At 55.2% G+C, this 23,748-nt stretch carries 23 protein-coding genes; 18 read left to right on the plus strand and 5 right to left on the minus strand.

The genetic code is table 11. The features are described 5' to 3' along the window. The first annotated feature begins 19 nt into the window (after window positions 1–19). The 4 genes from RGB73_RS12390 (at window position 20) to RGB73_RS12405 (ending at window position 4,799) form a co-directional block, all read left to right on the plus strand. Window positions 20–1,549: an AbgT family transporter gene (locus RGB73_RS12390; RefSeq protein WP_310772402.1), complete on the plus strand. Its 1,530-nt coding sequence runs from the start codon at window positions 20–22 to the stop codon at window positions 1,547–1,549. Window positions 1,550–1,706: 157 nt separating this feature from the next. Continuing rightward, a complete protein-coding gene (gene glsA, locus RGB73_RS12395) occupies window positions 1,707–2,639 on the plus strand; it encodes a glutaminase A (RefSeq protein ID WP_310772404.1) in 933 nt (310 codons plus the stop codon). Between the two features lie 94 nt (window positions 2,640–2,733). Further along, the gene (locus tag RGB73_RS12400; RefSeq protein WP_055743407.1) at window positions 2,734–3,015 is read left to right on the plus strand and encodes an Fpa/YlaN family protein; all 282 of its coding nucleotides are present in this window, start codon (window positions 2,734–2,736) and stop codon (window positions 3,013–3,015) included. Between the two features lie 446 nt (window positions 3,016–3,461). Next, a complete protein-coding gene (locus RGB73_RS12405) occupies window positions 3,462–4,799 on the plus strand; it encodes a sodium-dependent transporter (protein ID WP_310772407.1) in 1,338 nt (445 codons plus the stop codon). Window positions 4,800–4,929: 130 nt separating this feature from the next. On the opposite strand, the gene cax is transcribed toward RGB73_RS12405, so the two are convergent. Further along, on the minus strand, window positions 4,930–5,973 hold the full coding sequence (cax, locus tag RGB73_RS12410; RefSeq protein WP_310772409.1) for a calcium/proton exchanger: 1,044 nt from the start codon (window positions 5,971–5,973) through the stop codon (window positions 4,930–4,932). A gap of 155 nt (window positions 5,974–6,128) precedes the next feature. Between cax and RGB73_RS12415 the strand changes: the two genes are divergently transcribed. Next, on the plus strand, window positions 6,129–6,386 hold the full coding sequence (locus RGB73_RS12415) for a hypothetical protein (RefSeq protein ID WP_310772411.1): 258 nt from the start codon (window positions 6,129–6,131) through the stop codon (window positions 6,384–6,386). 151 nt (window positions 6,387–6,537) lie between these two features. Here RGB73_RS12415 and sleB read toward each other — a convergent pair whose 3' ends face one another. Beyond that, entirely contained in the window at window positions 6,538–7,311 is a 774-nt protein-coding gene (gene sleB, locus RGB73_RS12420) for a spore cortex-lytic enzyme (RefSeq protein ID WP_310772413.1), read from the minus strand. Between the two features lie 145 nt (window positions 7,312–7,456). On the opposite strand from sleB, the gene RGB73_RS12425 reads away from it, so the two are divergent. Both RGB73_RS12425 and RGB73_RS12430 read left to right on the plus strand, forming a co-directional pair. Next, window positions 7,457–9,085, plus strand: a complete 1,629-nt coding sequence (locus RGB73_RS12425) for a thiamine pyrophosphate-binding protein (protein ID WP_310772415.1) — start codon at window positions 7,457–7,459, stop codon at window positions 9,083–9,085. A gap of 75 nt (window positions 9,086–9,160) precedes the next feature. Beyond that, entirely contained in the window at window positions 9,161–9,490 is a 330-nt protein-coding gene (locus RGB73_RS12430) for an Asp23/Gls24 family envelope stress response protein (protein ID WP_310772417.1), read from the plus strand. A 36-nt stretch (window positions 9,491–9,526) separates the two neighbouring features. Here RGB73_RS12430 and ftsW read toward each other — a convergent pair whose 3' ends face one another. Further along, window positions 9,527–10,696 carry a putative lipid II flippase FtsW gene (gene ftsW, locus RGB73_RS12435; RefSeq protein ID WP_310772419.1) on the minus strand — a complete coding sequence of 390 codons (1,170 nt, stop codon included), beginning with the start codon at window positions 10,694–10,696 and terminating at the stop codon, window positions 9,527–9,529. Window positions 10,697–10,778: 82 nt separating this feature from the next. After that, complete coding sequence (locus tag RGB73_RS12440) at window positions 10,779–11,123, minus strand: YugN family protein (protein WP_310772421.1); 345 nt, start codon at window positions 11,121–11,123, stop codon at window positions 10,779–10,781. 187 nt (window positions 11,124–11,310) lie between these two features. Here RGB73_RS12440 and RGB73_RS30600 point away from each other — a divergent pair, with 187 nt between their 5' ends. The 10 genes from RGB73_RS30600 to RGB73_RS12485 all read left to right on the plus strand — a co-directional run bounded on the left by RGB73_RS30600 (window position 11,311) and on the right by RGB73_RS12485 (window position 21,192). Further along, entirely contained in the window at window positions 11,311–11,391 is an 81-nt protein-coding gene (locus RGB73_RS30600; RefSeq protein WP_353936533.1) for a putative holin-like toxin, read from the plus strand. A gap of 298 nt (window positions 11,392–11,689) precedes the next feature. Then, entirely contained in the window at window positions 11,690–12,130 is a 441-nt protein-coding gene (locus RGB73_RS12445) for a CBS domain-containing protein (RefSeq protein WP_310772423.1), read from the plus strand. Window positions 12,131–12,278: 148 nt separating this feature from the next. Next, window positions 12,279–13,328 carry a MerR family transcriptional regulator gene (locus RGB73_RS12450; protein ID WP_310772425.1) on the plus strand — a complete coding sequence of 350 codons (1,050 nt, stop codon included), beginning with the start codon at window positions 12,279–12,281 and terminating at the stop codon, window positions 13,326–13,328. A gap of 511 nt (window positions 13,329–13,839) precedes the next feature. Next, window positions 13,840–14,547 carry a thermonuclease family protein gene (locus RGB73_RS12455; protein ID WP_310774264.1) on the plus strand — a complete coding sequence of 236 codons (708 nt, stop codon included), beginning with the start codon at window positions 13,840–13,842 and terminating at the stop codon, window positions 14,545–14,547. 199 nt (window positions 14,548–14,746) lie between these two features. Beyond that, window positions 14,747–15,484: a 4'-phosphopantetheinyl transferase family protein gene (locus tag RGB73_RS12460; RefSeq protein ID WP_310772427.1), complete on the plus strand. Its 738-nt coding sequence runs from the start codon at window positions 14,747–14,749 to the stop codon at window positions 15,482–15,484. Window positions 15,485–15,522: 38 nt separating this feature from the next. Next, window positions 15,523–19,464: a non-ribosomal peptide synthetase gene (locus tag RGB73_RS12465; RefSeq protein WP_310772429.1), complete on the plus strand. Its 3,942-nt coding sequence runs from the start codon at window positions 15,523–15,525 to the stop codon at window positions 19,462–19,464. A 138-nt stretch (window positions 19,465–19,602) separates the two neighbouring features. Beyond that, on the plus strand, window positions 19,603–19,839 hold the full coding sequence (locus RGB73_RS12470) for a spore coat associated protein CotJA (RefSeq protein ID WP_310772431.1): 237 nt from the start codon (window positions 19,603–19,605) through the stop codon (window positions 19,837–19,839). After that, window positions 19,826–20,107, plus strand: coding sequence for a spore coat protein CotJB (locus tag RGB73_RS12475; protein WP_310772433.1), 282 nt, complete (start codon window positions 19,826–19,828; stop codon window positions 20,105–20,107). Before RGB73_RS12470 ends, RGB73_RS12475 begins: the two co-directional genes overlap by 14 nt. A 28-nt stretch (window positions 20,108–20,135) precedes the next feature. Then, window positions 20,136–20,705 carry a manganese catalase family protein gene (locus RGB73_RS12480; RefSeq protein WP_310772435.1) on the plus strand — a complete coding sequence of 190 codons (570 nt, stop codon included), beginning with the start codon at window positions 20,136–20,138 and terminating at the stop codon, window positions 20,703–20,705. A gap of 61 nt (window positions 20,706–20,766) precedes the next feature. Next, the gene (locus tag RGB73_RS12485) at window positions 20,767–21,192 is read left to right on the plus strand and encodes a hypothetical protein (RefSeq protein WP_310772437.1); all 426 of its coding nucleotides are present in this window, start codon (window positions 20,767–20,769) and stop codon (window positions 21,190–21,192) included. Between the two features lie 92 nt (window positions 21,193–21,284). Here RGB73_RS12485 and RGB73_RS12490 read toward each other — a convergent pair whose 3' ends face one another. Continuing rightward, complete coding sequence (locus RGB73_RS12490; RefSeq protein WP_310774267.1) at window positions 21,285–21,710, minus strand: protease complex subunit PrcB family protein; 426 nt, start codon at window positions 21,708–21,710, stop codon at window positions 21,285–21,287. Between the two features lie 81 nt (window positions 21,711–21,791). Between RGB73_RS12490 and RGB73_RS12495 the strand changes: the two genes are divergently transcribed. Then, window positions 21,792–23,702: a hypothetical protein gene (locus RGB73_RS12495; RefSeq protein ID WP_310772439.1), complete on the plus strand. Its 1,911-nt coding sequence runs from the start codon at window positions 21,792–21,794 to the stop codon at window positions 23,700–23,702. Window positions 23,703–23,748 lie beyond the last annotated feature (46 nt).

Here is a 23,748-nt window from a genome sequence, read left to right on the forward strand (position 1 = left end):
ACCATGGGGGCGATAATGGATGGCAAATGGCGCAACAAGCCTGGAGACAGATCTGCAAAAGCAAAAAGGAATTTTGAAATGGATTGAAACGGTTGGCAACAAGCTTCCTCATCCCTTCATGCTTTTTATCATTTTGTGCGGCGTTCTGATGGTCGTGTCGGCCATCCTCTCCGCGATGAACCTGTCCGTGATTCATCCGGGAAAAGGGGAAGCGGTGGCGGTCAAAAACCTTCTTAGCCAAGAAGGAATCCATTGGATTTTGACCAACATGCTGAAAAACTTCGTGGAATTTCCCGCCCTGGGTCTCGTGCTGGCGATGACACTGGGGATCGGTCTGGCAGAAAAAGTGGGGCTCTTGACGACGGTCCTTCGAAAAATGATGTCCCGCGTACCGACCTCCATCGTCAGCTATGCCGTCGTCTTCGTGGGCGTCTTGGGCAACCTGGCTTCCGACGCCTCGATGGTGATCATCCCGCCGCTTGGAGGATTGGTGTTCCTGGCGATGGGCCGACACCCGATCGCCGGTTTTGCGGCGGGGATGGCGGGCGTCTCCTCCGGGTTTACAGCCAACCTGTTTATTGCCGGGACGGATGCCCTGCTGTCCGGGATCAGCACATCGGTCGCCAAGACCATTGACCCATCCGCGCACGTCACACCGGTCGACAACTGGTTTTTCATGTCTGCCTCCGTGTTCATTCTCGCCTTTATCGGGGGCTGGATTACCGACAAAGTGATCGAGCCGCGCCTGGGGACGTTTACAGGTGACACCAGCGTCTCTTTCGACGAGCTCTCGCCGCAAGAAAACAAGGCCCTCCGCATTACAGGCATCGTCGCTATCATTTTCGTCGCCATCCTTGCTGTTTTGGTCGTGCCGGAAGGATCTCTGCTGCGTGATCCGGAAACAGGCGGATTCTTGACCTCGCCGTTTTTGAAAGGAATCATCCCGATCATTCTCCTGTTTTTCGTGACGCTCTCGTTCGTTTACGGCAAACTGATGGGGCTGATCAAAACCTCGAAGGACATGCCCCACTACATGTCGGAAGCAATCAAGGACATGTCCGGCTTTATCGTTCTTGCATTTACCGCAGCGCAGTTCATTGCTTTTTTCAACTGGAGCAACATCGGGATTCTGATGGCGGTCAACGGGGCAGACTTTATGAAGAGCATTGGTCTGACCGGGCTTCCGATTGTCATTGCGTTTACTTTGTTCACGGGCGTCTGCAGCCTGTTCATCACCAGCGGTTCGGCTTTGTGGGCGATTCTGGCGCCAGTGTTCATGCCAATGCTGATGCTGCTGGATTACAGCCCCGCCTTTATCCAGGTCGCGTACCGGATTGCCGATTCCGCCACCAATACGATTTCCCCTGTCAATCCATACCTGCCGCTGATTCTCGCTTTCTATCAAAAGTACAACAAGCAGGCCGGGATGGGGACAATCTTTGCAACAATGACACCTTATGCGATCGTATTTCTGGTTGTTTGGATCATCCAGATGGCCATCTGGTACTTCCTGGATCTGCCCGTAGGACCGGGAGTTTACCCGCGATAGACAGGAGCGAGCCGCACAGACCGGTGCGGCTTCGTTTTTTTTTTTTTTGAAAAGCAGTGCCTTCCCGAGCCAGTGCTCCCCGTCGTTTGACAGGGAGTTCTTTCCTCTCTACAATTTGTAGCAGGACCTGTAGATGATGCCAAAAAGGGGTATAGCAATGAACGCAGGATACGCAACGGAACAATTGGAAAGTCTGCTGGCGGCCGCGTCCGCCGATACGGAAAAAGGAAAGGTAGCCTCTTACATTCCCGAATTGGCCAAAGAAGATCCGCGGCAGCTCGGAGTGAGCGTCTGCATGCCGGATGGGTCGATCCTCTCAGCCGGTGATGCCGATACGCCTTTCACCCTGCAAAGCATTTCCAAAATTTTTACCCTGATTCTCGCACTTTGCCAAAACGGCCAGCAGTACGTGTTTGAACGGGTGGGGAAGGAACCGACAGGCGATCCCTTCAATTCGATCATCAAGCTGGAGACGATCAAGCCCCACAAGCCGCTCAATCCGATGATCAACGCCGGAGCGATCGCCGTCGCAGGGATGATCCAGGGGAAGAGCGTGGAGGACCGGCTGAACGGTCTGTTGGACATGCTGCGCAAAATGACGGGGAACCCGGATATTCGCATAAACGAAGCGGTGTACGGCTCGGAGAAGAAAACAGCGGCCCGAAATCGCGCGCTCGCCTGGTTTTTGAAAGACAGCGGGGTGCTTGACGGGGATGTGGAGGAGACGCTCGATCTGTATTTCCGCCATTGTGCGATCGAGGTGACCACGAAGGAAGTGGCGAAGCTGGGAATGGTGCTGGCAGCAGACGGGATCGACGTGGTCACCGGCGAGAGGATCTTTCCCGAAGAGGTGGCCCGCATTTGCAAAACGTTTATGGTGACGTGCGGCATGTACAACGCCTCCGGGGAATTCGCCATCGATGTCGGCATTCCGGCCAAGAGCGGTGTGGCTGGCGGGATTATGGCCACGGTTCCGAAGCGGATGGGCATCGGCGTCTTTGGGCCGGCCCTGGACGAGAAAGGGAATTCGGTGGCAGGGGTCAAGCTCCTAGAATTGCTCGCCAAGGAATGGAAACTAGGGATCTTTTAGGGACTTACAGTTGGTTAATCCTTCTCCCCTTTTCAAATGGCCCAGAATCGCGTACTATGTATGTTAAGGATGGAGGCAAACGGAGGGATAGGTTTTGACAGAAATTAAGGTTCCCGATCTGGAACAAAAAGCGCTAGCGTTGCTTCAAGCGGACGCCGACAAAATTTACAAGCTGATCGACGTACAGATGGAAAACCTGACCATGCCGCAGTGCCCACTGTATGAAGAAGTGCTGGATACCCAAATGTTCGGGCTCTCCCGTGAAGTGGAGTATGCAGTTCGCCTCGGACTTATTGAAGAAGAGATCGGCCGGGAAATCATGGGTTCGTTGGAACGCAAATTGGCCCATCTTCACGAATTGTATAACCAAAGGTAAAAGCGGGGAGAACAGCGATATTCCTCGCTTTTCATTTTGTCTTTTCTCGCCAGGACCCTGATTGTTAAAAGCGGGGTCTTCGTTCTTTCTTGAACATTTGGAGCCAGTGCGTCAAAAAAGTTGTTGCAATATTTTTTAGTGTACATTAAATTATATCCTATGATTTTTAATATTTTGCAGAAGCGAAGAAAGAGACTAGTAAACGGATCCACGGCTTGCCAGGGAGAAACTGCCATCGACTGCAAGCAGTTTTGAAGCGCGTCCCGTCGAATTCACTCTGGAGCTTTTTGGGTCATTCCGTTATCGATGACAAAGCGAGGCGATCGGCTTTCCGGAGCTGTTTGCCTAATTAGGGTGGTACCGCGAGCCAGTAGATTCAACTCGTCCCTTTTTGGGGCGGGTTTTTTTATTTTTCAACCAGAGTTCATGAACAGAGGAGTGGAAGTATGAAACAACAAACGGAACAGTGGACGAGCAGGCTGGGCTTCATTCTGGCTGCGGCAGGGTCTGCGATCGGTCTGGGGGCGATCTGGAAGTTTCCTTACATAGTCGGGACGAGCGGGGGTGGAGCTTTTTTTCTCCTGTTCCTGATCTTTACGGTCTTCATCGGCTTGCCGCTGCTGCTCGGGGAGTTCACCATCGGCCGCAGTACGCAAAAAGAGGCGGTCAGCGCCTATCAGGCGATCGCACCGGGATCACTCTGGCACTGGGTTGGACGGCTCGGCGTCGTCACCTGCTTTCTGCTGCTGTCGTTTTACAGCGTGGTAGGGGGCTGGATCCTCACCTATCTGCTGCGCGGACTCACGGGACAGCTGACCGGCCCTGCTTACGACCAGCTTTTCGGAAACGTCATTAGCGCGCCCTTCGGAGCTGTTTTCGCGCAGTTCGTCTTCATGTTGATCACGGCATGGGTGGTGGCCCGCGGCGTTCAAAGCGGAATCGAGTCGGCCAACAAGTACATGATGCCCGCCCTGTTTATCCTGTTTCTGGTCCTGATGTTCCGGTCCCTTACCCTGGATGGCGCGATGCAGGGAGTGGCGTTTTTCCTCCATCCCGATTTCTCGAAGCTGAATAGCCAGTCCATCCTGTATGCGCTGGGCCAATCGTTTTTCTCGCTCAGCGTGGGGGTATCCGTCATGGTTACGTACAGCTCGTATCTGGCAAAAAACGAGAGCCTCGTTCGGTCGGCGGGGTCGATCGTGGTGTTGAACTTGCTGGTGTCCCTGTTCGCGGGGCTGGCGATCTTTCCGGCTGTTTTTTCGCTCGGAGTGGAACCGACTGCGGGACCCGGTCTCTTGTTCATCGTCTTGCCTTCCGTCTTTGAGAAGATCGCCTTTGGCGGGCTGTTCCTGTGGATATTCCTCGCGTTGTTCCTGTTCGCCACGTTGACCTCCGCGTTTTCGATGCTGGAAATTATCGTTGCGTCGTTTGCGAAAGGCGATGAGCGAAAACGGAAAAAGCTTTCCTGGCTGATCGGTCTGTTGATTTTTCTTGTCGGTGTGCCTTCCGCATTGTCGTTTGGGGTATGGAGCGACTACACGATCTTCGGGAAATCGATTTTTGACGCGATGGACTTTTTGGTCAGCAACATCCTCATGCCGCTCGGTGCGCTCCTGATTGCGCTGTTCGTCCCGCTGAAAATGAAGCGGGAAGTATTGATCGAAGAGCTGCGGGCGCATTCCCCTGCAGGACGAAAGCTGTTCGTCGTTTGGCTGCTGCTGCTGAAGTACGTAGCTCCGCTTGCGATCCTGTTCGTCTTTTTGAACTTGCTCGGCATTTTGTAAGGGAAGACATGCGCCCTTCACAAGGGGATGACAGCGAAAGGACTGCCAGGCGCGAATGCCTGAAGCAGTCCTTTTTTGCAAGCATGGAAATGGTACTGGTACGGCCGCAAGCACTCTTCTTTGAAGGCGATCAGACGAAGAAAAAGGCCGTTCCCAATATGATGTAGACAGCGAGAAGCAAAACCCCCTCGAACCAGTTGGTTGCCCCGTCTTTCGTGATGGAAATGGTAATGAAGGTAGCTACGCCGATCGCGGCCAATTCAAAAGAAGTAAACACGATGTTCATGGGTTTGCCGAGCACGAAGCTGAGCAGGATCAGGGTCGGAGCGACAAACAGGGCGATTTGCAGGCTCGAGCCGATCGCGATCTCTACGGCTGCACCGATCCGTCCTTTCATGGCAAGCAGCATGGCGGCGCTGTGCTCTGCGGCATTGCCGATGATCGCGATGACAAACGCACCTACGAACAGCTCGGACCAGCCCAGCGATTTGGATACGTGCTGCACGCTGTGGACGAGCCACTCCGAGTCGATGGCCACGAAGATCGTAGAGATGGCGAGCATCAGAATCGATACGCCTTTCGACCAAAGCGGTGCGCTCTCGTGCTCCTCGATGTCGGAGAGGAAATCGCTGTGGGTAATCATGGAAAAGACCAGCCAGAGCACGTAGGCAAGGATGAGCAGAACGGCGATCACGATGCTGAGAGTCTCAATCTTCACGGGTGGGAGCTCCCTGATGAAGACAGCGGGAATGAACAGCGCGACGATCGCGAGCATCATAAGGGAAGCATTGTGTCCGGCGAGTCTGCTGTTGAATTTCTGTTCCTTGTATTTCAGGCCGCCCATCAATACGCTGAGTCCGAGTACCAGCAGCATGTTGCCGATGATGGCGCCGGTGATGGAAGCCTTCACCATCTCGAACAGCCCTTCTTTTACGAGAAAAAAGGCGATAATCAGCTCCGCGGCATTCCCGAAGGTAGCATTGAGAAAGCCGCCAATCCGGTCTCCTGCGTAATGGGCGACGCTCTCCGTCGACTTCCCCAGCCAGGCAGCCAGAAAAACGACACTGATCGCTGCCGCAATGAACTGGAACATTTCATTTTCCGAGAAATAGTGGGCGTAAGCCGCAAGCAAAAACGTGGCCCCCACTACCGTAAAGAACAGGCGCAGTTTCATATGGTCACCTCAACGAATGGTTTCTGTAAAAAGGATGTGAAAGCCACTATTACCCTATGCGCGGTAGCGCTTCCTATCCCTATTTGCACGCACACGTATAGAGTTCCTCGGCGGGCAGAAACTAAACGGTGTACAAAAACAGGGAGGTGGCAAACATGAACATGCCTTACTTGTGTCCTACCTGCAAATCGAATCGCATGCGCTTCACCGTGATCGAACAGACACCGCGTTACATGCGCCTCGATCCGCAGACAGGAGAAGTAGTAGCCGAGTTGACCGCTGACCAATTAGACCTGTTCCACCAGCCATACAAGGGGGACGCCTACATGGTTCAATGCGGCGTCTGTGGCACGACGGAGTCCGAAGAGAGATTTGTGAAAATGGCCCAGCACATGCAGGGTCAACGAACGTAACGCACTTGCGAAGAAGAGAAACAGGCACGCGGACCATCCGGCCCCGCGTGCCTGTTTTGTTCTACAGATAGGAATGGAAAAATCCTATCCAGTATAAGGGCAACCGCGGCTCCGCCAAAACGCATGGCGTAGCCAGGTTTTCCAATCGCCGTCAGCGGCAGAAGATGTGGCGTCCGATTTTTTTGATTTGCGGGCGGCTCCAAATCCAGCCGGATGTGGCCGTGTCCGGGTTGAAGTAGTAGATCGCACCGCCAGTCGGGTCCCAGCCCTTGAGCGCGTCGTTCACAGCCCGTTTGGAAGTCTCATTGGGAGTCAGCCAGATCTGTCCATCTGCGACCGCTGTAAAGGCGCGAGGTTCGAAGATGACGCCAGCCGGCGTATTCGGAAATGCCGGGTTTTTGGTTCGGTTGAGGATGACGGCTGCTACCGCTACCTGTCCGATGTAGGGCTCCCCGCGCGACTCGCCGTACACGGCGTTGGCCATCAGGCGCAAATCGTTTTCGGAGATGCCGGCTGCGTGGAAGGTCTCATTATTCGGTGCGGTGGGAGCGGGAGTCGGAGCAGGTGCTTGGGACGTTTCCGGGACTCCCAGCTCGGCGGCGGTCGGCTTGTAGTTTTTCGTGGCGTTGTAGAGCTTTACTTTCGTCTTCGCCCCAAGCACGCCGTCCACATCGAGGCCGAATTCGTATTGGAAATTGCGCAGGGCCCAATACGAGCGCCATCCGAAGACACCGTCAACCTTTCCTGTGTAGAAGCCCAAAAACTTCAGCCGGTACTGCATTTCCCGCACATCCTTACCGGTTGCCCCCACTTGTATGATCTGCTGGCTAAAGGCATCCGAACGCACCGGGTAAACCACTACCGCTGTGGTGATCAAAATGGCAATTACTGATACGGCCATCAGCCATTTATAAGGCTGTTTCATGGCAAATCCTCCTTCGTAAGGGTGCTTGACACCAGATGCTAGAACTTAGGTTCCCCAACTATCGGTAATCGGCATTAGTAAAATACTGGAGAAAGCAAACAATAGCGGTAGCGTCACAACATGGAAGCAAAGGAAGGTGCGGGAGATGAAAGTCTCACAGTATGTAACGGAGCAGCTGGTGGCATGGGGCGTCAGACGAATCTACGGGGTCGCCGGGGACGCATTGTTCACCTGGCTGGATGCGCTTGGCAGACAGGATGAAATTCGTTACGTGGCTTGTCGAAATGAAGCCGCAGCCGCCATGATGGCGAGCGCCGAAGCGAAGCTGACCGGCCGCCCGGCTGTTTGTATGGCCACGATGGGACCGGGGACGGTCAATTTGCTGAATGGACTTGCAGATGCATGGGCGGATCGGGCACCTGTCGTAGCGATAACAGGCCAGGTGGAAAGCTACAAGCTCGGCGGAGGGTACAAGCAGTTTGTTCCCCAGGAAGACCTGATGAGGCCCTTGTGCCGATATACGACGACCGTTGCCCATGCCGAGGCGATCGGAGACGTATTGCACCGGGCTTTTGCCACGGCTGCTCAGCAAAAGGGGGTAGCGCACGTGTCGATCTGCAAGGATGTGTTTGAGCGGCAGACCAGCGCCCAGATCGTTCCCGAGCTGCCGCGGGTGTCGGCGGCAGTGCGGCCAGACCGAATCGAGCTGGAGCACGCTGCGGAGCGCCTGGCGGACGCCCGCAAACCGCTGCTTCTCCTCGGGGCAGGGGCTCGTCAGGACGCAGAGGGATGCCGCAGGCTGGCCGAACAGCTGGGAGCCGGCATTCTGCTGACCTTGGGAGGGAAAGGTGCGGTGGATGACTCGCACCGGCTTGTGCTGGGAGGATGGGGCGAGGGGGGGAGCGAGGCCGGCCTTTTAGCTTTGGCCGAGGCGGATTTGCTCGTCATTTTGGGAGCGAGCTGGTTTCCTCGCTCATACTTGCCGAAGCAGCTCCCGATCTTGCAGGTGGACTCTCATGCAGAATCGATTCACGCCCACCCGCGGCTGCTTTCGGTAACGGCCAATCTTGACGATGTGCTGCCGCTCTGGAGGAGGCGTTTAGAATCCCGCCAGTTGGACGATGCTTGGGAGGAACAGGTAGAACGGTGGCATGCCAAATTTTTGGAAGAGACACAGGCAATCGTCGTCCAACGAAACGGCGATAAAATCAAGCCTGAGACGCTCCTTCATTCCCTGGGGAATGTCGTGGAACGCGATGCAATCGTAGCGCTGGACACGGGGGAGCATACGCTTTGGTTCAATCGGGCGTTCCGCTCCGCAGCCCAGTGGCCGCTCTTTTCAGGCAAGTGGCGCACCATGGGCTTCGGACTGCCTGCCGCGATTGCCGCCAAACTGGTCTTCCCGGATCGACAGGTCGTCTGCGTGACGGGAGACGGAGGGCTGCAGATGTGTCTGGCAGAACTGATGACGGCAGTGGAACAGGACGTTTCATTTCTCCTGATCGTAGTCAACAACGGGACTTTGGGGCTGGAGGAAATCAAGATGAAGCAGAAAGGCTATCGTCCTTTTGGCGTGAGCATGCGCAATCCGGACTTTGCACGCTTGGCCGAAGCGTGCGGGGTACAAAGCCGCAGCGTACAGACTGTGGAAGAGCTGGAAGGCGCCCTTCGCGAGGCGTTGGCCAGCGAACGCTTGACACTTCTCGACGTGTCCTGCACTTCTCCGACATTAACGGAGAGAAAAAAACAAATTCCCTTCCAAGCCCAAGCATGATTTGTTTATAATGAGAGAAAAGTCAGAAAAGCGTTGGGAGAGGCAACTAATCGGGCGAAGGAGGAGGGCGTCCAGATGGCAGAAAGACTCGGAGAAATCAGGGTAGCGGATCAGGTAATCGCCGTCATCGCGGGAGTGGCAGCAGAAGAAGTACTGGAGGTATCCGTCCGTTCGGGAGGACTGTATGACCTCGCCAAAAAAATGGGCGGCGGATCGAAGGGCATCAGTGTGTCGATGGCGGAGGACAAGGTGACCATCGATATGCGCGTCTCCGTTCGCTACGGGGCGCCCATCCATCACGTTTGCCATACGTTGCAGGAAAAAGTGAAGGAAGCGGTGGAGACGTTGACCGGCCTGCTGGTGGAGGCGATCAATGTACGGGTGGAAACAATCGAACTCAAGTAGAACGACCTGCGCAGCGGCAGGTCGTTTTTCTTCCTTTTACAAGGTATAGGTTTGCTTTTGCACCTGCTCGTCCACTTTTTGCCGACTGACTTCCCGCGACACATTAAGCAGGATCCCGGTGGAGATCATACACACCAGCAGCGATGAACCGCCGTAGCTGATGAAAGGCAGCGGTACGCCTGTCAGCGGGATGATTCCCGTCACGCCGCCGATATTGATGGCCGCCTGAAGACCGATCATGGTAATAATCCCTACGCCCACGAGAGAAGCAAATGTGTCCTTGACCCGCAGACAGATGTGGATCCCCCGCAGCAGAAACAGCAAATACACGAGCAAAAAGATCGAAGCGCCGATGAAGCCGAGCTCCTCCGAGATGATCGAAAAGATGAAATCGGTGTGCGCTTCCGGCAGGTACAGATACTTTTGGATGCTCTTTCCGTAGCCCGTCCCGGAAAGACCGCCGTGAGCGATGGCGATCCACGATTGGATAATGTTGTAGCCCGTATTCAGCGGATCGCTCCAGGGATCCAAATAGGAGTTAATCCGGTTCAGAGCATGGGACTTGACCGCGATGTACAACGACAAGGCTACGGTGACCACAGGGCCGCCGATTCCAATCAGGTAACGGATTTTCGCGCCGCCGCAGACGAGGACGATAAGCGCGGTACCGAGCAGGATCGCGGCTGAGCCCAGGTCAGGCTGCGCCACGATCAACAGAAAGAACAAACCGGTCACGAGAAGCGGAGGCATCAGTCCCGACTTCAAATGACGAATGCCGTCTCCTTTTTTGGTAATGATCGCCGCCAAGTAAAGGATCAGACCGAGCTTGGCGAATTCCGCCGGCTGCAGGCTGGCGGAGCCGAGGCGGAACCACGAGCGGGCCCCCTTGATTTCCTCGCCGATGCCTGGGATGAGTACCAGCAACAAGGCGAAAAAGCTGACCGTTGCAATGAGCAAAAATCTGCGTTTGTAAAAGGAGAAGGGGATGTTCATGGCCACTAGCATCCCGACAATGCCCAACAGTAAGAAACGAATCTGCCTTTTCACGAAGTAAAGTTCATCACCGTTGCAATAGTCGCAGCCGTGCGAGGTGAAGCTGGTCAATGCAAAGATCGAGCTGGAACTAAGCACCATCGCGACGCCAAATCCGACGATCAGGGCGGTTAAGAACAAAAGCAAAAAGTCAGGTACACCCCGAGTTTTCATCGTAAACCCCCCTTCTACGTAAAACAGAGAGGGGATGCCTCTCTGCTTGGCAGCACTATTTCATTAATCGCTTTGAATGCTCTTAGTGCGAGGACAGTTTTTCATTCAGCATTTGCAGTTTCAGCTTTGCCGTCTTGATCACGGAATCCGGAATCGGGTAATCGTAATCCAAGCCGTGCGGGAAAAGGTGTTTGCCCATGTACGGGTCTTCCAGCTTGAGAACCGCATGCGTATCTTCCAGCTTGCCTTCGGTTACGTTCGCTTCAATACGAAGGTAGTAAACGTTTCCTTTATCTTGAATTTTATAGTCGTATGTAGCGTGTTTGTAATCCCAAGCACCGCGGTCGAATCCGAGATCGCTCATGTAGTGCTCCAGATCGGCGAAAAAGACTTCCTTGGTGCCAACGCCAGTATCCTTGATAACCATGTACGTTTCCTCCTACAAAAAGGTAAGATTTTCACTTATTAATGATAGTCTGTTTTTGGAAGAAGCGCAATGTATAAGTCAGTCTTACGGGTGGATGACCGGAATTGCCATCATATGGTATAATTTTCTACACAATGGATCGATTCTCAAGGGTGGTCGGCATCCCCGCATGAAAGGGGGTGATACCATGACAGTATTCGAGGCACTAAGTCTGATGTTGACATTTGGGACTTTAGTAGTAATGCTGTCATCTAGTCGGAAAAAGTAGACCTCCCTTGAGCTTCGCAGCCGGGAGGTCTACACGGGCAGGTGTTGTGAGCCGACTCCCCGAAAGGAACCGACTGTTGTGCCTTAAGACCGCACGGGTGTACCCGCACCCAGCGGTCTTTTTTTGCACGGATTGGAATGAATGACATTCCTACCCCACAGACACCATGCTATCATCTTAACACAGTCCACTCGCTTCTCTCCAGTTGAAAAATCGTGACGCATGTCCCGGGTCGCGAATGGCCGAATAGGTAACAGGACACACTACAAGCGTTATTACCAAAAGGAGGAGAACGAGCATGGCAAAAGTCGAAAACCGCACATTGCGCGAGATCATGACGAAAGATGTCGCGACTGTGACGCTCAAGGATAACGTATACGAAGTGGCGTGCAAGATGCGCGACTGGAACGTCGGCGTCATTCCCGTCGTAGACGAGAAAGATGACGTCATCGGGGTCATCACGGACCGCGATATCGTGATTCGCGGACTCGCCGAGAAGCATGAAGGCTCCACCGCCACGGAAGTCGTCATGACGCGGGACATCGTCCTCGGTCAACCGAGCATGACGGTAGATGAGGCAGCCAAAATCATGGCCCAGCATCAAATTCGTCGTCTCCCCGTGGTGGAGAACGGGAAGCTGGTAGGAATTGTCGCTCTCGGGGACATGGCGATTCGCCAAGTGCACCACGACGAAGCGAGCGACGCGCTGCAACAAATTTCCGAGCCGGCCCCTCACTGATCCGGCCGAATCCCTTTTGCTCGCAAAGAACGCACGCTGCCGGCTGCAAATACCGGCAGCTTTTTTTTGCGGGAGGACTTTACACTGACGTAACGGTAAGGTTTAAGATATCTCTACAGAGAATGGAAAGGGCAGGGAGAGGGACCCGATGCAAATCAAGGAAATGGCCAAGCGGCTGCAAATTACCCCGAGAGCGATCTGTTATTATGAAGAAAAAGGGCTGATCCATCCCCAAAAAGCGGATGAATCCGGCTACCGCCAATTTACGGAAGAGGATGTATGGCGCTTGCAAACAGTCATCACCTTGCGAGAGGTCGGGATGCCCATTGAAGGGATACGAGAGCTCCTGGAGCGGATGGATGAAGAGCACTCCAGCCTGCTGTATTACTTGGAGCTGCAGCGATCGTTCATCTACGACCGCTGGGTGGAGCTGAGCAAAGTCATTCAGACGACGGAAGCGATGATCGATCGAGTGAGGAGCGATCAGGCATTCGATCCCGCAGCATTGTACGAACTGGCAGAAGCCAACAAGAGGCTGCGCCAAACGCGGGACGACTGGGTAGATCGCTGGAACTTCAACCAGATAGCGGACGTGTACGACGAGCTTGTCACGAGGCGCAAGGATGGGTACAACAAGCACGCGCATTACGACTCGGTGCTGGACGCCGTCGTAGAGGCAGCCGCTCCAAAGGCAGGCGAGCGCGGATTGGATGCCGGGACGGGAACAGGCAATCTGGCCGGCCGCTTTCTTCGTGCAGGGGTAAACATGAGCGGGTTTGACCAGTCGCTTGAGATGCTGCGTCAATGCCGGCGCAAATTCCCTGAGGTGGAGACGAAGCTCGGAACGTTTTTCGCCTTTCCGTTTCTGGAAAACCGGTTTGATTTCGTGGCGAGCAGCTATGCCTTGCACCATTTGACGGATGATCAAAAGCTGTTGGCCCTGATGGAATGCAGGCGGGTCCTGGTGCCTGGCGGGCGGCTGATCATCGCCGATTTGATGTTTGAGGATCAGCGGCATCGGGAAGCTCGACTGCAGGAATTGAAGGAGGCTGGCGAGGAAGCGGCAGTGAAGCAAATCATGCAGGAATACTTTGCGGACCGCTCCCGTCTCCTTCAGGAGCTTGGCGAACTGGGCTTTCGGACGGAAGCGAGGCAGATTACCCCCTACGTCCACTTGATTGAGGCTCGTCTTGCGTAGAACATCTTTTTTGCTTTTGGGCTCATCCCATTGCTGGCACGCGTCTAGCCTTCTGCATAGGCTGTAGCGAGAAGGAAAGGGGGACTCCGCAATGGGTCTGTTCGACAGTTTTTTTGATCGAGACAACGATGAGCTTCTATGGATTATAATTGTCGTGGTTGTCCTGCTGTTTTTGTTCAACGCCGATCGCGACTGAGTGAGTTGGTTGGGAAAACTTGGCTTTGCCAAGCCTTTGGCCGCGGCGAAGCCTTCATTGCACGAGAAGGTTTTCGGCATCGTGTTTCCCTGGCGGCGACCCGCAGGCCAAAAAACAAAAAGCGACCCCATGAACCGGTCGATCACACTACCGAATATGCAGTACGCACTTGCGAGGCCTCTGAATCCGCGTCCCCAGTTTTGGGTTGATCCCGGAAAGAGGTTTTTTTGTCGTGCGCTGGAACATGTTGACCCGGGGACAAACTTCTACTACGCTAAATAACGATGCAGCGTAGTAGAAGGGAAGGAATTGAGAATGAAACGAATGGCGATGTTCCTGCTCCTGGCCGCATGGCTGGCCGGCGGCTGTTCGTCCACAGGGCAACCGCAGGCCAACGGCGAAATGGAGGCGACCATTGCACGGGTGGTCGATGGGGATACGGTGGAATTGTCAACCGGAGAAAAGGTTCGCCTGATCGGTGTGGATACACCGGAAACGGTCAAGCCGAATCACACCGTGGAGCCATATGGCAAGGAAGCAAGCGATTTTTCCAAGAAGCTGTTGACCGGCCAGACCGTAACACTGAAATTCGATGTCGAGCCGTACGATAAATACAAGCGGCTGCTGGCTTACATGTATTTGCAGGACGGAACGTTTGTCAACGAAAAGCTCGTCCGGGAAGGGTATGCACGGATCATGACCATCCCGCCGAACGTAGCTCATGCCGACCTGTTTTTGGAAGCCGAGAGAGAGGCGAGGGAGAACAATCGAGGGCTCTGGGGGCTGTCGGCGGAGCAACCGGCGAAGCGGTCGTCTCCCTCGAAGTCGTCCAAGCAACAGCCATCCGGGCCAACCGAGACGTCAGGGCCGGAAGGAAAAACAATCAAAGGGAATATCAACGCCAAGGGCGAGAAAATCTATCACGTCCCCGGATCTTCCGGCTATGAGCAGACCAAGGCGGAGATGTGGTTCGCTACGGAGGAAGAAGCAAAGGCGGCTGGTTTTCGCGCTCCGAAGCGATAAGATCAGCAGGCAGAACTGAGAGCGTCACAAACCCTCGATTTGCAATGAGAGGGGGTGTGACGCTTTTTTGTATGCGGTATTCGTCTGGCTGGAGAGGTGGAACTCCAAAAGGCTTGTTCTTTACAACGAACACAAAGCTGTTACAATTAAGATAGAAATAACTCGATTCAGATTATTCTGGACGGAAGTGAGTGGGAAGGTGCGAAATAAAGAACAATCGCAAGCATGGGTCCAGACTGTCTGCTGGGGACAACGCTGCTTGCCGACAGAAGCGGCCTCGCAGGAAGAGTTTCGCACGGGAGACGAAGTCCACATTTGGTCGGCGACCGTGCCCTCCCATTTTTCCTGCGCTGGGGTGCTCTCGGCCGAGGAGAATCGTGCCGCAGCGTCTTTTGTCTTCCCCCGGGATCAGCTTCGCTACCGCTTTTCCCACAGCATCCTCCGCCTTCTCTTGTCGGCCTACGCCTGCTGCGAACCTGCTTCTCTGGCTTTTGGGAAAAACCGCTTCGGAAAGCCGTTTTTACGATCCGAAAACGGCCGAAGTCCCCTTCAGTTCAGCATGTCGCATTCCAGGGAAACCGTCTGTGTCGCAATCGCCATGGACCGAGCGATCGGACTCGATATCGAATACGTCGATCCCGTGTTTGCCTGGCCGGAAGTAGCGGAAGCCGTATTCTCCTGCGATGAGCAGAGGCACCTTGCTGCGCTGCCCCAGCACGAACGGCTATCCGCCTTTTTTCGTCTCTGGACCCAAAAAGAAGCGTGGCTGAAAGCGGAGGGCACCGGACTTGGCGGTCTCGGACAAACCGGACGCAACGCCATAACGGCCGAAGGTTACCAGCTGCACTCGTTTTTCGATGAGAACGGATACGCCGGTACCGTTGCGGTCGGCACACCGGTTTCCGCGTTCCGCTTTTTTCAGTATTCATGGGTTTGACAAGGTTGAGAAGGTGCTCAAAACAAGGAGGGGCGTAGATGAAAGACTTACTCCTGGAGCAGGGAGACATTGACCATTCGCCAAGTTGGCCGCTCAGCATGGAGCAAGCTCACATTTGGCGGTACGTGCAGCCGGAGGCGAGCTCCTCTAGAATGGCAAACCGATACGCCTGGAAGCTGGATGGCCCGTTGGACATCGACGCCCTAGGAAAAAGCGTGGAGGCGATCGTGAGAAGACACGATGTCTTGCGGGCGTCGTTTCGTGAACGCCAGGGCAAACCCGTGCAAATCATCCGTCCGTATGAACAGGTGGAGGTCGAGGTGCCCCGGGACGACCTTTGTCACCTGACGCTTCCTCAACAGGAAGCGGAGGTCCGGCGATATTTGGAAGGAGAGTTCCACCCGCCTTTCGATGTGGCCAATGACCTTCTCATCCGTCTCCGCTTGCTTGCACTCTCGGATCAAGCCAGCATCTTGTGGATCCAGGTGCATCAGCTCGTGGCGGACGACTGGACGGTGAAGATGCTTCTACAGGAACTGATGTTTTTCTATGAGGACGCCTGCCGAGCCGGTCAGCTGCAATGGTCGGACTTTCCTCACTCCTACGGCAGGTCTGTTCAGGGGGAGGAGACTCGCGTGGAAGACCAGGAAGCTCCCCATTTGGATTATTGGCTGAGCAGGCTGGGGAGCGAGCCGCCTAAACTGGATTTGCCTGCAGACAACCCGAAAACGCACTCCTCCTATCGAACGAACACCTGCCACGTAGAAATGCCTCTCCCTCTCAAGCGAAAACTCCTTGCCTATTGCAAAAAAGAGAATGTCAGTCGGTACCTGGTGCTGTTAACTGTGCTGAAGCACATCTTGCACCGCTATAGCAGGGAAGAGGAGATTCGCGTAGGCACACTGGTAGATGGGCGGGATCGGCAACGGGATCCGGGCGCAGGTGTTTTTGCCAACGTCCTTGTCCTGCAGACCCTTTGGCAAGAAGAACTGACGTTTGCCAACGCGGTACGGATGGTGCAAAAAACGGTTGCGGAAGCCATGGCCCATCAGGCGGCCCGCTTTCCGAGAGTGGCAGGCAGGCTTGGCTTGGCCAGTACAGGCGGATCTCGCCCCCTGTACCGGGTCGTGCTGCATCAATCGCCTGCAATCACGCTTCCAAAAATAGCCGGACTGCACGTCACAGAGCTGGATGCCGGCTACAGCCATGAACATGCCGATCTTGTGCTCAAGCTGTCCGAATCCGCGGGTTCGTGGGGCTGCTCCATCACCTATGCGGCAGACCTGTTCTCCAAGGAGGCGGCAAGCCGTATCGCGGGACATGTGACGACACTGCTCGCGGGGGCACTGGAAGATCCGGAAGCGAGCCTCTCCTCGCTGCCCATCTTGACGGAAGCGGAGCGGCACCAGCTGCTGTTCGAGTGGAATCCGGGAAGAGCGGACTACCCTGCGGGTGCAAGTCTCCCCGAGCTATTCGAAGAACAGGTGAGAAAGCATCCGGATGAGGTCGCCTTGCTGTTTGAAGAGGGAAACATGACGTACCGCGAGCTGGATCGTCGGGCGAACCAGATCGCAGGCGTGCTGCGGGAGAAAAACATCGCTCCCGAACAGCTGGTTGCGGTTTGTCTCGACCGGTCGCCGGATATGATCGCGAGCTACTTGGCGGTCTGGAAAGCCGGGGGTGCGTATGTACCGATCGATCTGACCTACCCGGCAGAGCGAATTGCCTACATGCTCGAAGACGCGAGCGTTTCCTTTGTGATTACGACGGAGGGGTGTGGCAAAGAGCTGCCGCCGGTGGCTGCCACGTGGGTGTACCTCGATCGGCTGGCCAAAGAGGCAGACATGATGCCGACCGATTCTTTTTCGAGCAGCCGCCCGGATAGCCTCGCTTACGTCATGTACACGTCGGGCTCTACGGGAAAGCCCAAAGGCGTCATGATCGAACATCGCGGCATCGTCAGGCTCGTGAAAAACATCGAGTACGCCAGCGTAGGGCCAAACGAGACGTATCTCAATCTTGGCGCTGTCGCTTTTGACGTTTCCGCCTTTGAGATTTACGGGGCCTTGCTCAATGGAGGGAAACTGGTCATCCTGCCGACGAACAAGCCTACCTTTGCGGAAATCGCGAGGACGATCCAGCGCTACGACGTCACCTCCCTGAATGTTACGCCGGATCGGCTGAACATGCTGCTCGAGGATCACTGCGAGGCGCTTTCCGGCTTGCGGCAAGTGATGCCGGGAGGAGAAGCCTTGCCGGTCTGGCTGGCCCGAAAATGCCTGGAAAAGCTGCCGGTCTGCCGCCTGATCAATTTGTACGGCCCTACGGAAAACGCGGTAAATACGACGAGCTACCACGTAAAGGCAGTTCCTGCACAGGCAGCCGCGATCCCGATCGGACGCCCGATCGCTGACGATCGACTCTACATTCTCGATGCCCATATGCAGCCCGTCCCCGTGGGTGTCATCGGGGAACTGTACATGGCGGGAGAGGGAGTGGCCCGGGGGTACCTGAACCGCCCCGAGCTTACCGCCGAGCGCTTTCCCTTGGATCCCTTCACCTCAAAGACGGGCCAGCGCATGTACAAATCGGGCGATCTCGCACGCTACCTCCCGAACGGAGATGTAGAGTTTATCGGCAGGGCGGACGATCAGGTGAAAATCAGAGGGTGCCGGATCGAGCTCGGGGAAATAGAGACCATCGTCGGCCAATATCCGGGAGTGCGCCAGGCTGTCGCCGGTGTTACAAAGGCGAAAGACGGGACGGCGGGACTTGTCGCCTACGTCGTCATGAACAGCCAGGTCATCTTTGATCAAGTGCAGCTCCGCGCATACTGCCGCGAAAAGCTCCCGGACTATATGATCCCTACGTTCTTCGTCGAGCTGACGGAAATTCCCGTCACCCCCGTGGGAAAAATCGATCGAAAAAGACTGCCTGAGCCAACGCCGGCTGTAGGCAAAGAGACATTCACGCCGCCGCGAAACGAGGTGGAAAAAAAGCTGGCCGGCATTTGGGAAACCGTGCTGAGTACGGGGCCGATCGGGGTCATGGACAGCTTCTTTCACCTGGGTGGCAATTCGCTGCAGGCCATGCGGATGTTTTCTTCCATCGAAAAAACGTTTCAAAAGAAACTGGCGGTCTCCTCTGTTTTTCAGGAAGACACGATCGAAAAGCTGGCAAGGCTGTTGACCACTGACGAGCCGGGGAAGAGCGGGAACTCACTGGTTGCGATCCAGCCGCTCGGCGACCGCCCGCCGCTTTTCTGCGTTCACGGAGGGGGCGGTGAGGTGCTGATTTACGGAGATCTGGCTCGAAAAATGGGGCAAGAACAGCCGGTCTACGGTCTTCGATACAGCTCAGGCAATTCGCAATCCGTGACAACCGTCGAAGAGATGGCCCGCAAGTACGTTCGGGAAATACGCGAAGTCCAGCCAAGCGGCCCGTACAGCCTGATCGGTTTTTGTCTCGGGGGCGCGATCGCCTACGAAATGGCGCAGCAGCTGATCGGTGAGGGGGAAGAAGTCCGGCTGTTGGCCGTACTGAACTTTGCAAGCCCCAACCTGACTCCTTTGACCATGCAGGAAAAAATCGGCCGCAGCCTCAAGCTGATCTTTCTCCTGCCGCCTGCCGTTCGCTATGCGTTCCTTTGGAAAAAGCTGAAATTTGCGGTAGGGCTTGTCAAACAGACTTTCGACTCCTCCCCGGGCGAGCATGAATCTTTGCAAGAGCTGGTCCAGGCGGTCGCAAACTACCGGCCACAGCGGTATCCGGGAGACTTGCTGCTAATCCGCGCGGTGACCCAGCTGCGCGAGACGAAGCATCTCGGCTGGCAAGTGACAGGCACAGGCCATATCGACGAGCATGTAATAGCAGCCGATCACGCCGATTTGCTGAAAGAGCCGCACGTCGACATCCTCATCGGGGAGGTCAGAAAGCGGCTGCGAGGAGAAAGAATCGAAGATAGAAGAACAGTTGTCTAGCTGAAAGCTGATCTCGCATAGAGCGGGGTCAGTTTTTTCGTCATCTTTTTTGTGTGTTCGCCCATCACCCCCCACCCAACACCGACATAACGTAATCATGACTAGTCAGATACCTATATTTGGAGGAGGATGTCTGCATTGTATTCGCAAACCCGGGTCTATTTCCCATACGTAAGCCCATTCGACCCATGTCCGCCGATCCGCGTGAAAACGTACCAGGTCCCACCCCAGTTGTTTATGGGATTCCAACCCGAAAATCTTCCGCAGTATCCGCCTATGGAAGCATTGAGAAGGGGCGTGCTGTGGCCGGCGCTGTTCAGTCCTTACAATCCGGCTCCAGACCGTGGCGAATGGGGGGATTATGATGAACGCTAACCCGAACACCCGACCTGGCGATGAGCGTTATGTAGAAATGCTCACACAGTTGCAGGCGATCGACTTCGTCCTTGTCGAGCTCAACCTGTATCTCGACACCCATCCGACAGATGTGAATGCGATCGAGCAGTACAACGAGCTTACCCAGCAGCGCTGGAAAATGGCGAATGAATTCGAGGCTCTGTACGGCCCGCTGATGAACTTTGGCCACAGCTACTCCGGGTACCCATGGCAATGGAACGATACTCCCTGGCCGTGGCAAGTCTAAAGAAGGAGAAATGAGGGGTAAATAGACGATGTGGATTTATGAGAAGAAGCTGCAATACCCGGTTCGCGTCGGCAAGTGCGACGTCAGAATGGCCAAATATTTGATAGAACAGTATGGCGGGGCAGACGGCGAGCTGGCTGCGGCGCTGCGCTACCTGAATCAGCGGTATACCATTCCGGACAAAGTCATCGGGCTGCTGACGGATATCGGCACGGAAGAATTCGCCCATCTCGAGATGATCGCGACAATGGTGTACAAATTGACCAAGGATGCGACCGTTGAGGAGCTCAAGGCTGCCGGTCTGGGCGATCACTACGCCAACCACGACCGCGCCCTGTTTTACGAAAATGCCAGTGGGGTACCGTTCACTGCCACTTATATCCAGGCAAAAGGCGATCCTATCGCCGACTTGTATGAGGACATTGCGGCGGAGGAAAAGGCCCGCGCGACATATCAATGGCTGATCGACATGACGGACGATGTGGATATTCAAGATACGCTCAAGTTTTTGCGGGAGCGCGAAGTGGTGCATTCCCAGCGCTTCCGGGAAGCTGTGGAGATATTGAAAGAAGAGCAGGGAAGAAAGAAGTTTTTCTAGAATGAAGGGCCTTCCATTCGGGAACACTGGGGTATGACTGAATCTGGAAAGGAGTGCCCCGATGAAGGCCAAACGATTTGTCATTCGCTTGCTCCTGCTGATCGGCGTCGCCGCTTGCGTGGAGTGGTTCGTTTATGCGAACAATGACGCTGCTCCAACCGAAGCGACCGCTGTAGCGGAAGGTCACAACCATCCGAAGCCGCCGACTCTGGAAGTGAAACACACGCTCAATCAGGATGACCTGGAGCTCAAGATCACGGTCACCAACTTCTCCTTCTCCCTTGAAAACATGGGAAAAGAGAACAAGCATGGCGAAGGGCATGTCCACCTCTATCTGGATGGAAAAAAGGTGGCGAAAGTATTCGAGCCTACTTATGTCTTGAAGGATATTCCGAGCGGCAAGCATGAGGTCGTGGTGGAGCTGGCGAACAACAACCATGAATCCTATGGCGTATCCCAGCGAATTCCCGTCGAAATTAAGCCGTAACTCGCGAAAACACCCTGTAATCATGCAGAAAGCCGACGTTCCCCGCGCCGTTTGGCGTACGTGGAAGTCGGCTTTTTGTGCAAGTGAGCGTATTATCGCATTTGTACGGTGACTTGTGCTTGCTGGTCCGGAAGGGCGATGACCAGAGTCGGGTACGAAATGACCTGGATTTTCATCGAGCCGGGAGCAGGAGCCTTTACATGGACGGAAACGGTGTAGCCGTGCGGGCCTGTCCGCTTCACTTGATCGGCGACGAGCTGATAGCCGCCGGTCGGTCGCTGGCCAGCGCCGATGACGACGTACGATTTTCCTTTCGCGCGGACAATGGTATGACCGCCGTTTTTGCGCACTTTGCTCAGCGCATCCTGTACAGCGGGCGGGTACGGCGCCGAAACCGCTTCATATTGAGTATCCACAGCCGCGACCTCTTCCGCAGGAGCCGCAGTTGGGGTAGGATGTGTAATAGGCTGAATTCCTGTCAAAGTCAGGGCAGCAGAAAGCAACAAACCGGGAAACATCGTAAACACGTACATCCCTCCATTTGTTGGATATATAAAATAGGTCGTATTGGACTAACGAATAAAGCTGAGGTGAAAATTGTGCGCGTTCGGGATTCGCTTGAATACCTGTCCGAAGCGACACGGCATGCAATCATGGCGGAGCAGACGAACCGATTTGCCGCCGCCGACGACCGAGAACTGTCTGCACGACTCTGCGACCAGGAGTTTCTGGAGCGAGTTTGGGCAGAGGCAAGCGACATCGAGCGGAGTGTGATGAAGCGCTTTGTCCTGAAATCCACAGGAGGTTTTTTCAGCAAACGCTCCTGGGAGCGGGAGACGGCTTCCGACCACAGACGTATGACCGTCGGTTTGACGAGACTCAGACGCCTCGGGATCATCCTGACGGTGCGAAAAATGTGGAGCGAGATCGGTTATGTGATGCCACAGGAGATTCGCGAGCACCTTACCAGGCAAGTTTTGCCCGAACCTTCCCGCGCATTTGTTTCTCCTTCAAAAACGCTCCCTTATTATATAACAGCCGGCAGGGGGATACAGCTGGATCTTTTTGGGCTTCTCGCGTTCATCCGAGACAACCAGGTGCCGGTAACGCAAAAAGGCACGATCCACCGCCGCCTATCAGCACGAATGGCAGCGATGCTCTCTTTTTCCGACGAGCACTGTGCCAATTTGCGCTTGCCGCCGCTCGATCAGGAGGATCGTGAGGGGCTGGCGCTCACCGTGGTGCTGGATATTGCCATGCGTCTTGGTCTGATCCACGTGGAGGACAGGCGGCTGGCACTTCGCCTTCGCGAAGTCCGGCATTGGATGACGCAATCGCCGCCGGACAGGTGGAACGAAATGTTTGAAGCCGTCACCCAGCAGTATTTGCCGCACGGACCCTGGTGGGAAGCATTTTCCTTGTCCATGCGCCAAGTTCCGCTTGAGCAGTGGTGTTCCCTGGAACTGCAATTGCGCATGCTAGAGGAAGCGGGGTTTTCTCTGCCGGATGAGGCGGACAAGCAAGTGGCAGGACAGTGGCTGCATCTGTTGACCGGTCTCGGCTGGATCCAGCTCGGGATGGATGACGACGGGCAAGTGTATTGGCGATGGATCAGCTTGCCCCGATTGACGGCAGAAGAAGGCTGGTATATCGACCCGGCAGGAGAAATCACCATACCGCCGCTGGTTCCGCTCCGGCACATTTGGGAAATCAGCCGATTTTGCACTCTTCATTTCGAAGGGGCACTGATTCGCGGCTACCTGCAGCCCAAGGAGCTGCAATCTTTTCTTGCATCCGGCCGATCCGAGGAACAGGTCGTGGAATTGCTCCGTGCTGCGTGCGTTCATCCGCTGCCCGAAGCGCTCCTGGAAGCGATCGGGCAATGGGCGAAAGACGCGCGGCAGATTCAATTGGAGCCGTATTACCGCGTCCGTACGGCTCACCCCGGGTTTTTGGAAGAGTGGCGGGGCATACCCGATTTCCAGCCGTACTTGACGCTGGTGATTTCGCCGACGGATTTTTTGATCTCTCTGTCCCAAAAAGAACAGCTGGTCCATTTGCTCAGGAGGTACGGCTACGAGCCGCAGGTCCTGGCCGACTCGCCTGCGAACGGCTCGCAGGAACAGGTGGATGCGGGGGTGAATGCTCCGGTAGGGTGGTTTGTCGTACAGCGGCCGTGGGACGGGTACGCGGTGGAAAACACGTTTCCCGATCCGCTGGAAGGAATGGGTGAAGTGGCAGCTCTGCCTAAAATGTGGACCCAGCATTTTCAATCGTATCACCCGCAGTCTTTGCGCGATCTATTGAAACGTGCAAGCGAATTGGAGCTGGAAGTCGAGCTCCAAATGGCGGGAGGGGACAAGCTGCGCGGGCAACCTACGGAGGTCCTGGTAGAGAGTGGGTACTGGACGGTGGCGCTGAGCGGCGAGCGGGGAAAAGCCCGTCATCGCCTCGACGACATCGCCCGAGTGCGCATCGTAGTGCCCGATTATCTGTACGAAGGGGTATGATCGTGGTACAATCGAGGAGTAGTTACCTTTTGAAAGGAGGTCTCGC

Source organism: Brevibacillus brevis (genome assembly GCF_031583145.1).
GTDB classification, from domain to species: Bacteria; Bacillota; Bacilli; order Brevibacillales; family Brevibacillaceae; genus Brevibacillus; species Brevibacillus brevis_E.

Bases quoted from the DNA above. Each gene is read 5' to 3' on its own strand.
- RGB73_RS12475 (WP_310772433.1), top strand. From the start codon at position 19,826: ATGATGAACGCTAACCCGAACACCCGACCTGGCGATGAGCGTTATGTA.
- RGB73_RS12465 (WP_310772429.1), top strand. From the start codon at position 15,523: ATGAAAGACTTACTCCTGGAGCAGGGAGACATTGACCATTCGCCAAGT.
- cax (WP_310772409.1), bottom strand. From the start codon at position 5,973: ATGAAACTGCGCCTGTTCTTTACGGTAGTGGGGGCCACGTTTTTGCTT.
- RGB73_RS12445 (WP_310772423.1), top strand. From the start codon at position 11,690: ATGGCAAAAGTCGAAAACCGCACATTGCGCGAGATCATGACGAAAGAT.
- RGB73_RS12480 (WP_310772435.1), top strand. From the start codon at position 20,136: ATGTGGATTTATGAGAAGAAGCTGCAATACCCGGTTCGCGTCGGCAAG.
- RGB73_RS12415 (WP_310772411.1), top strand. From the start codon at position 6,129: ATGAACATGCCTTACTTGTGTCCTACCTGCAAATCGAATCGCATGCGC.
- RGB73_RS12390 (WP_310772402.1), top strand. From the start codon at position 20: ATGGCAAATGGCGCAACAAGCCTGGAGACAGATCTGCAAAAGCAAAAA.
- RGB73_RS12405 (WP_310772407.1), top strand. From the start codon at position 3,462: ATGAAACAACAAACGGAACAGTGGACGAGCAGGCTGGGCTTCATTCTG.
- RGB73_RS12450 (WP_310772425.1), top strand. From the start codon at position 12,279: ATGCAAATCAAGGAAATGGCCAAGCGGCTGCAAATTACCCCGAGAGCG.
- RGB73_RS12485 (WP_310772437.1), top strand. From the start codon at position 20,767: ATGAAGGCCAAACGATTTGTCATTCGCTTGCTCCTGCTGATCGGCGTC.
- RGB73_RS12490 (WP_310774267.1), bottom strand. From the start codon at position 21,710: ATGTTTCCCGGTTTGTTGCTTTCTGCTGCCCTGACTTTGACAGGAATT.
- RGB73_RS12455 (WP_310774264.1), top strand. From the start codon at position 13,840: ATGAAACGAATGGCGATGTTCCTGCTCCTGGCCGCATGGCTGGCCGGC.
- RGB73_RS12430 (WP_310772417.1), top strand. From the start codon at position 9,161: ATGGCAGAAAGACTCGGAGAAATCAGGGTAGCGGATCAGGTAATCGCC.
- ftsW (WP_310772419.1), bottom strand. From the start codon at position 10,696: ATGAAAACTCGGGGTGTACCTGACTTTTTGCTTTTGTTCTTAACCGCC.
- RGB73_RS12425 (WP_310772415.1), top strand. From the start codon at position 7,457: ATGAAAGTCTCACAGTATGTAACGGAGCAGCTGGTGGCATGGGGCGTC.
- RGB73_RS30600 (WP_353936533.1), top strand. From the start codon at position 11,311: ATGACAGTATTCGAGGCACTAAGTCTGATGTTGACATTTGGGACTTTA.
- RGB73_RS12440 (WP_310772421.1), bottom strand. From the start codon at position 11,123: ATGGTTATCAAGGATACTGGCGTTGGCACCAAGGAAGTCTTTTTCGCC.
- sleB (WP_310772413.1), bottom strand. From the start codon at position 7,311: ATGAAACAGCCTTATAAATGGCTGATGGCCGTATCAGTAATTGCCATT.
- glsA (WP_310772404.1), top strand. From the start codon at position 1,707: ATGAACGCAGGATACGCAACGGAACAATTGGAAAGTCTGCTGGCGGCC.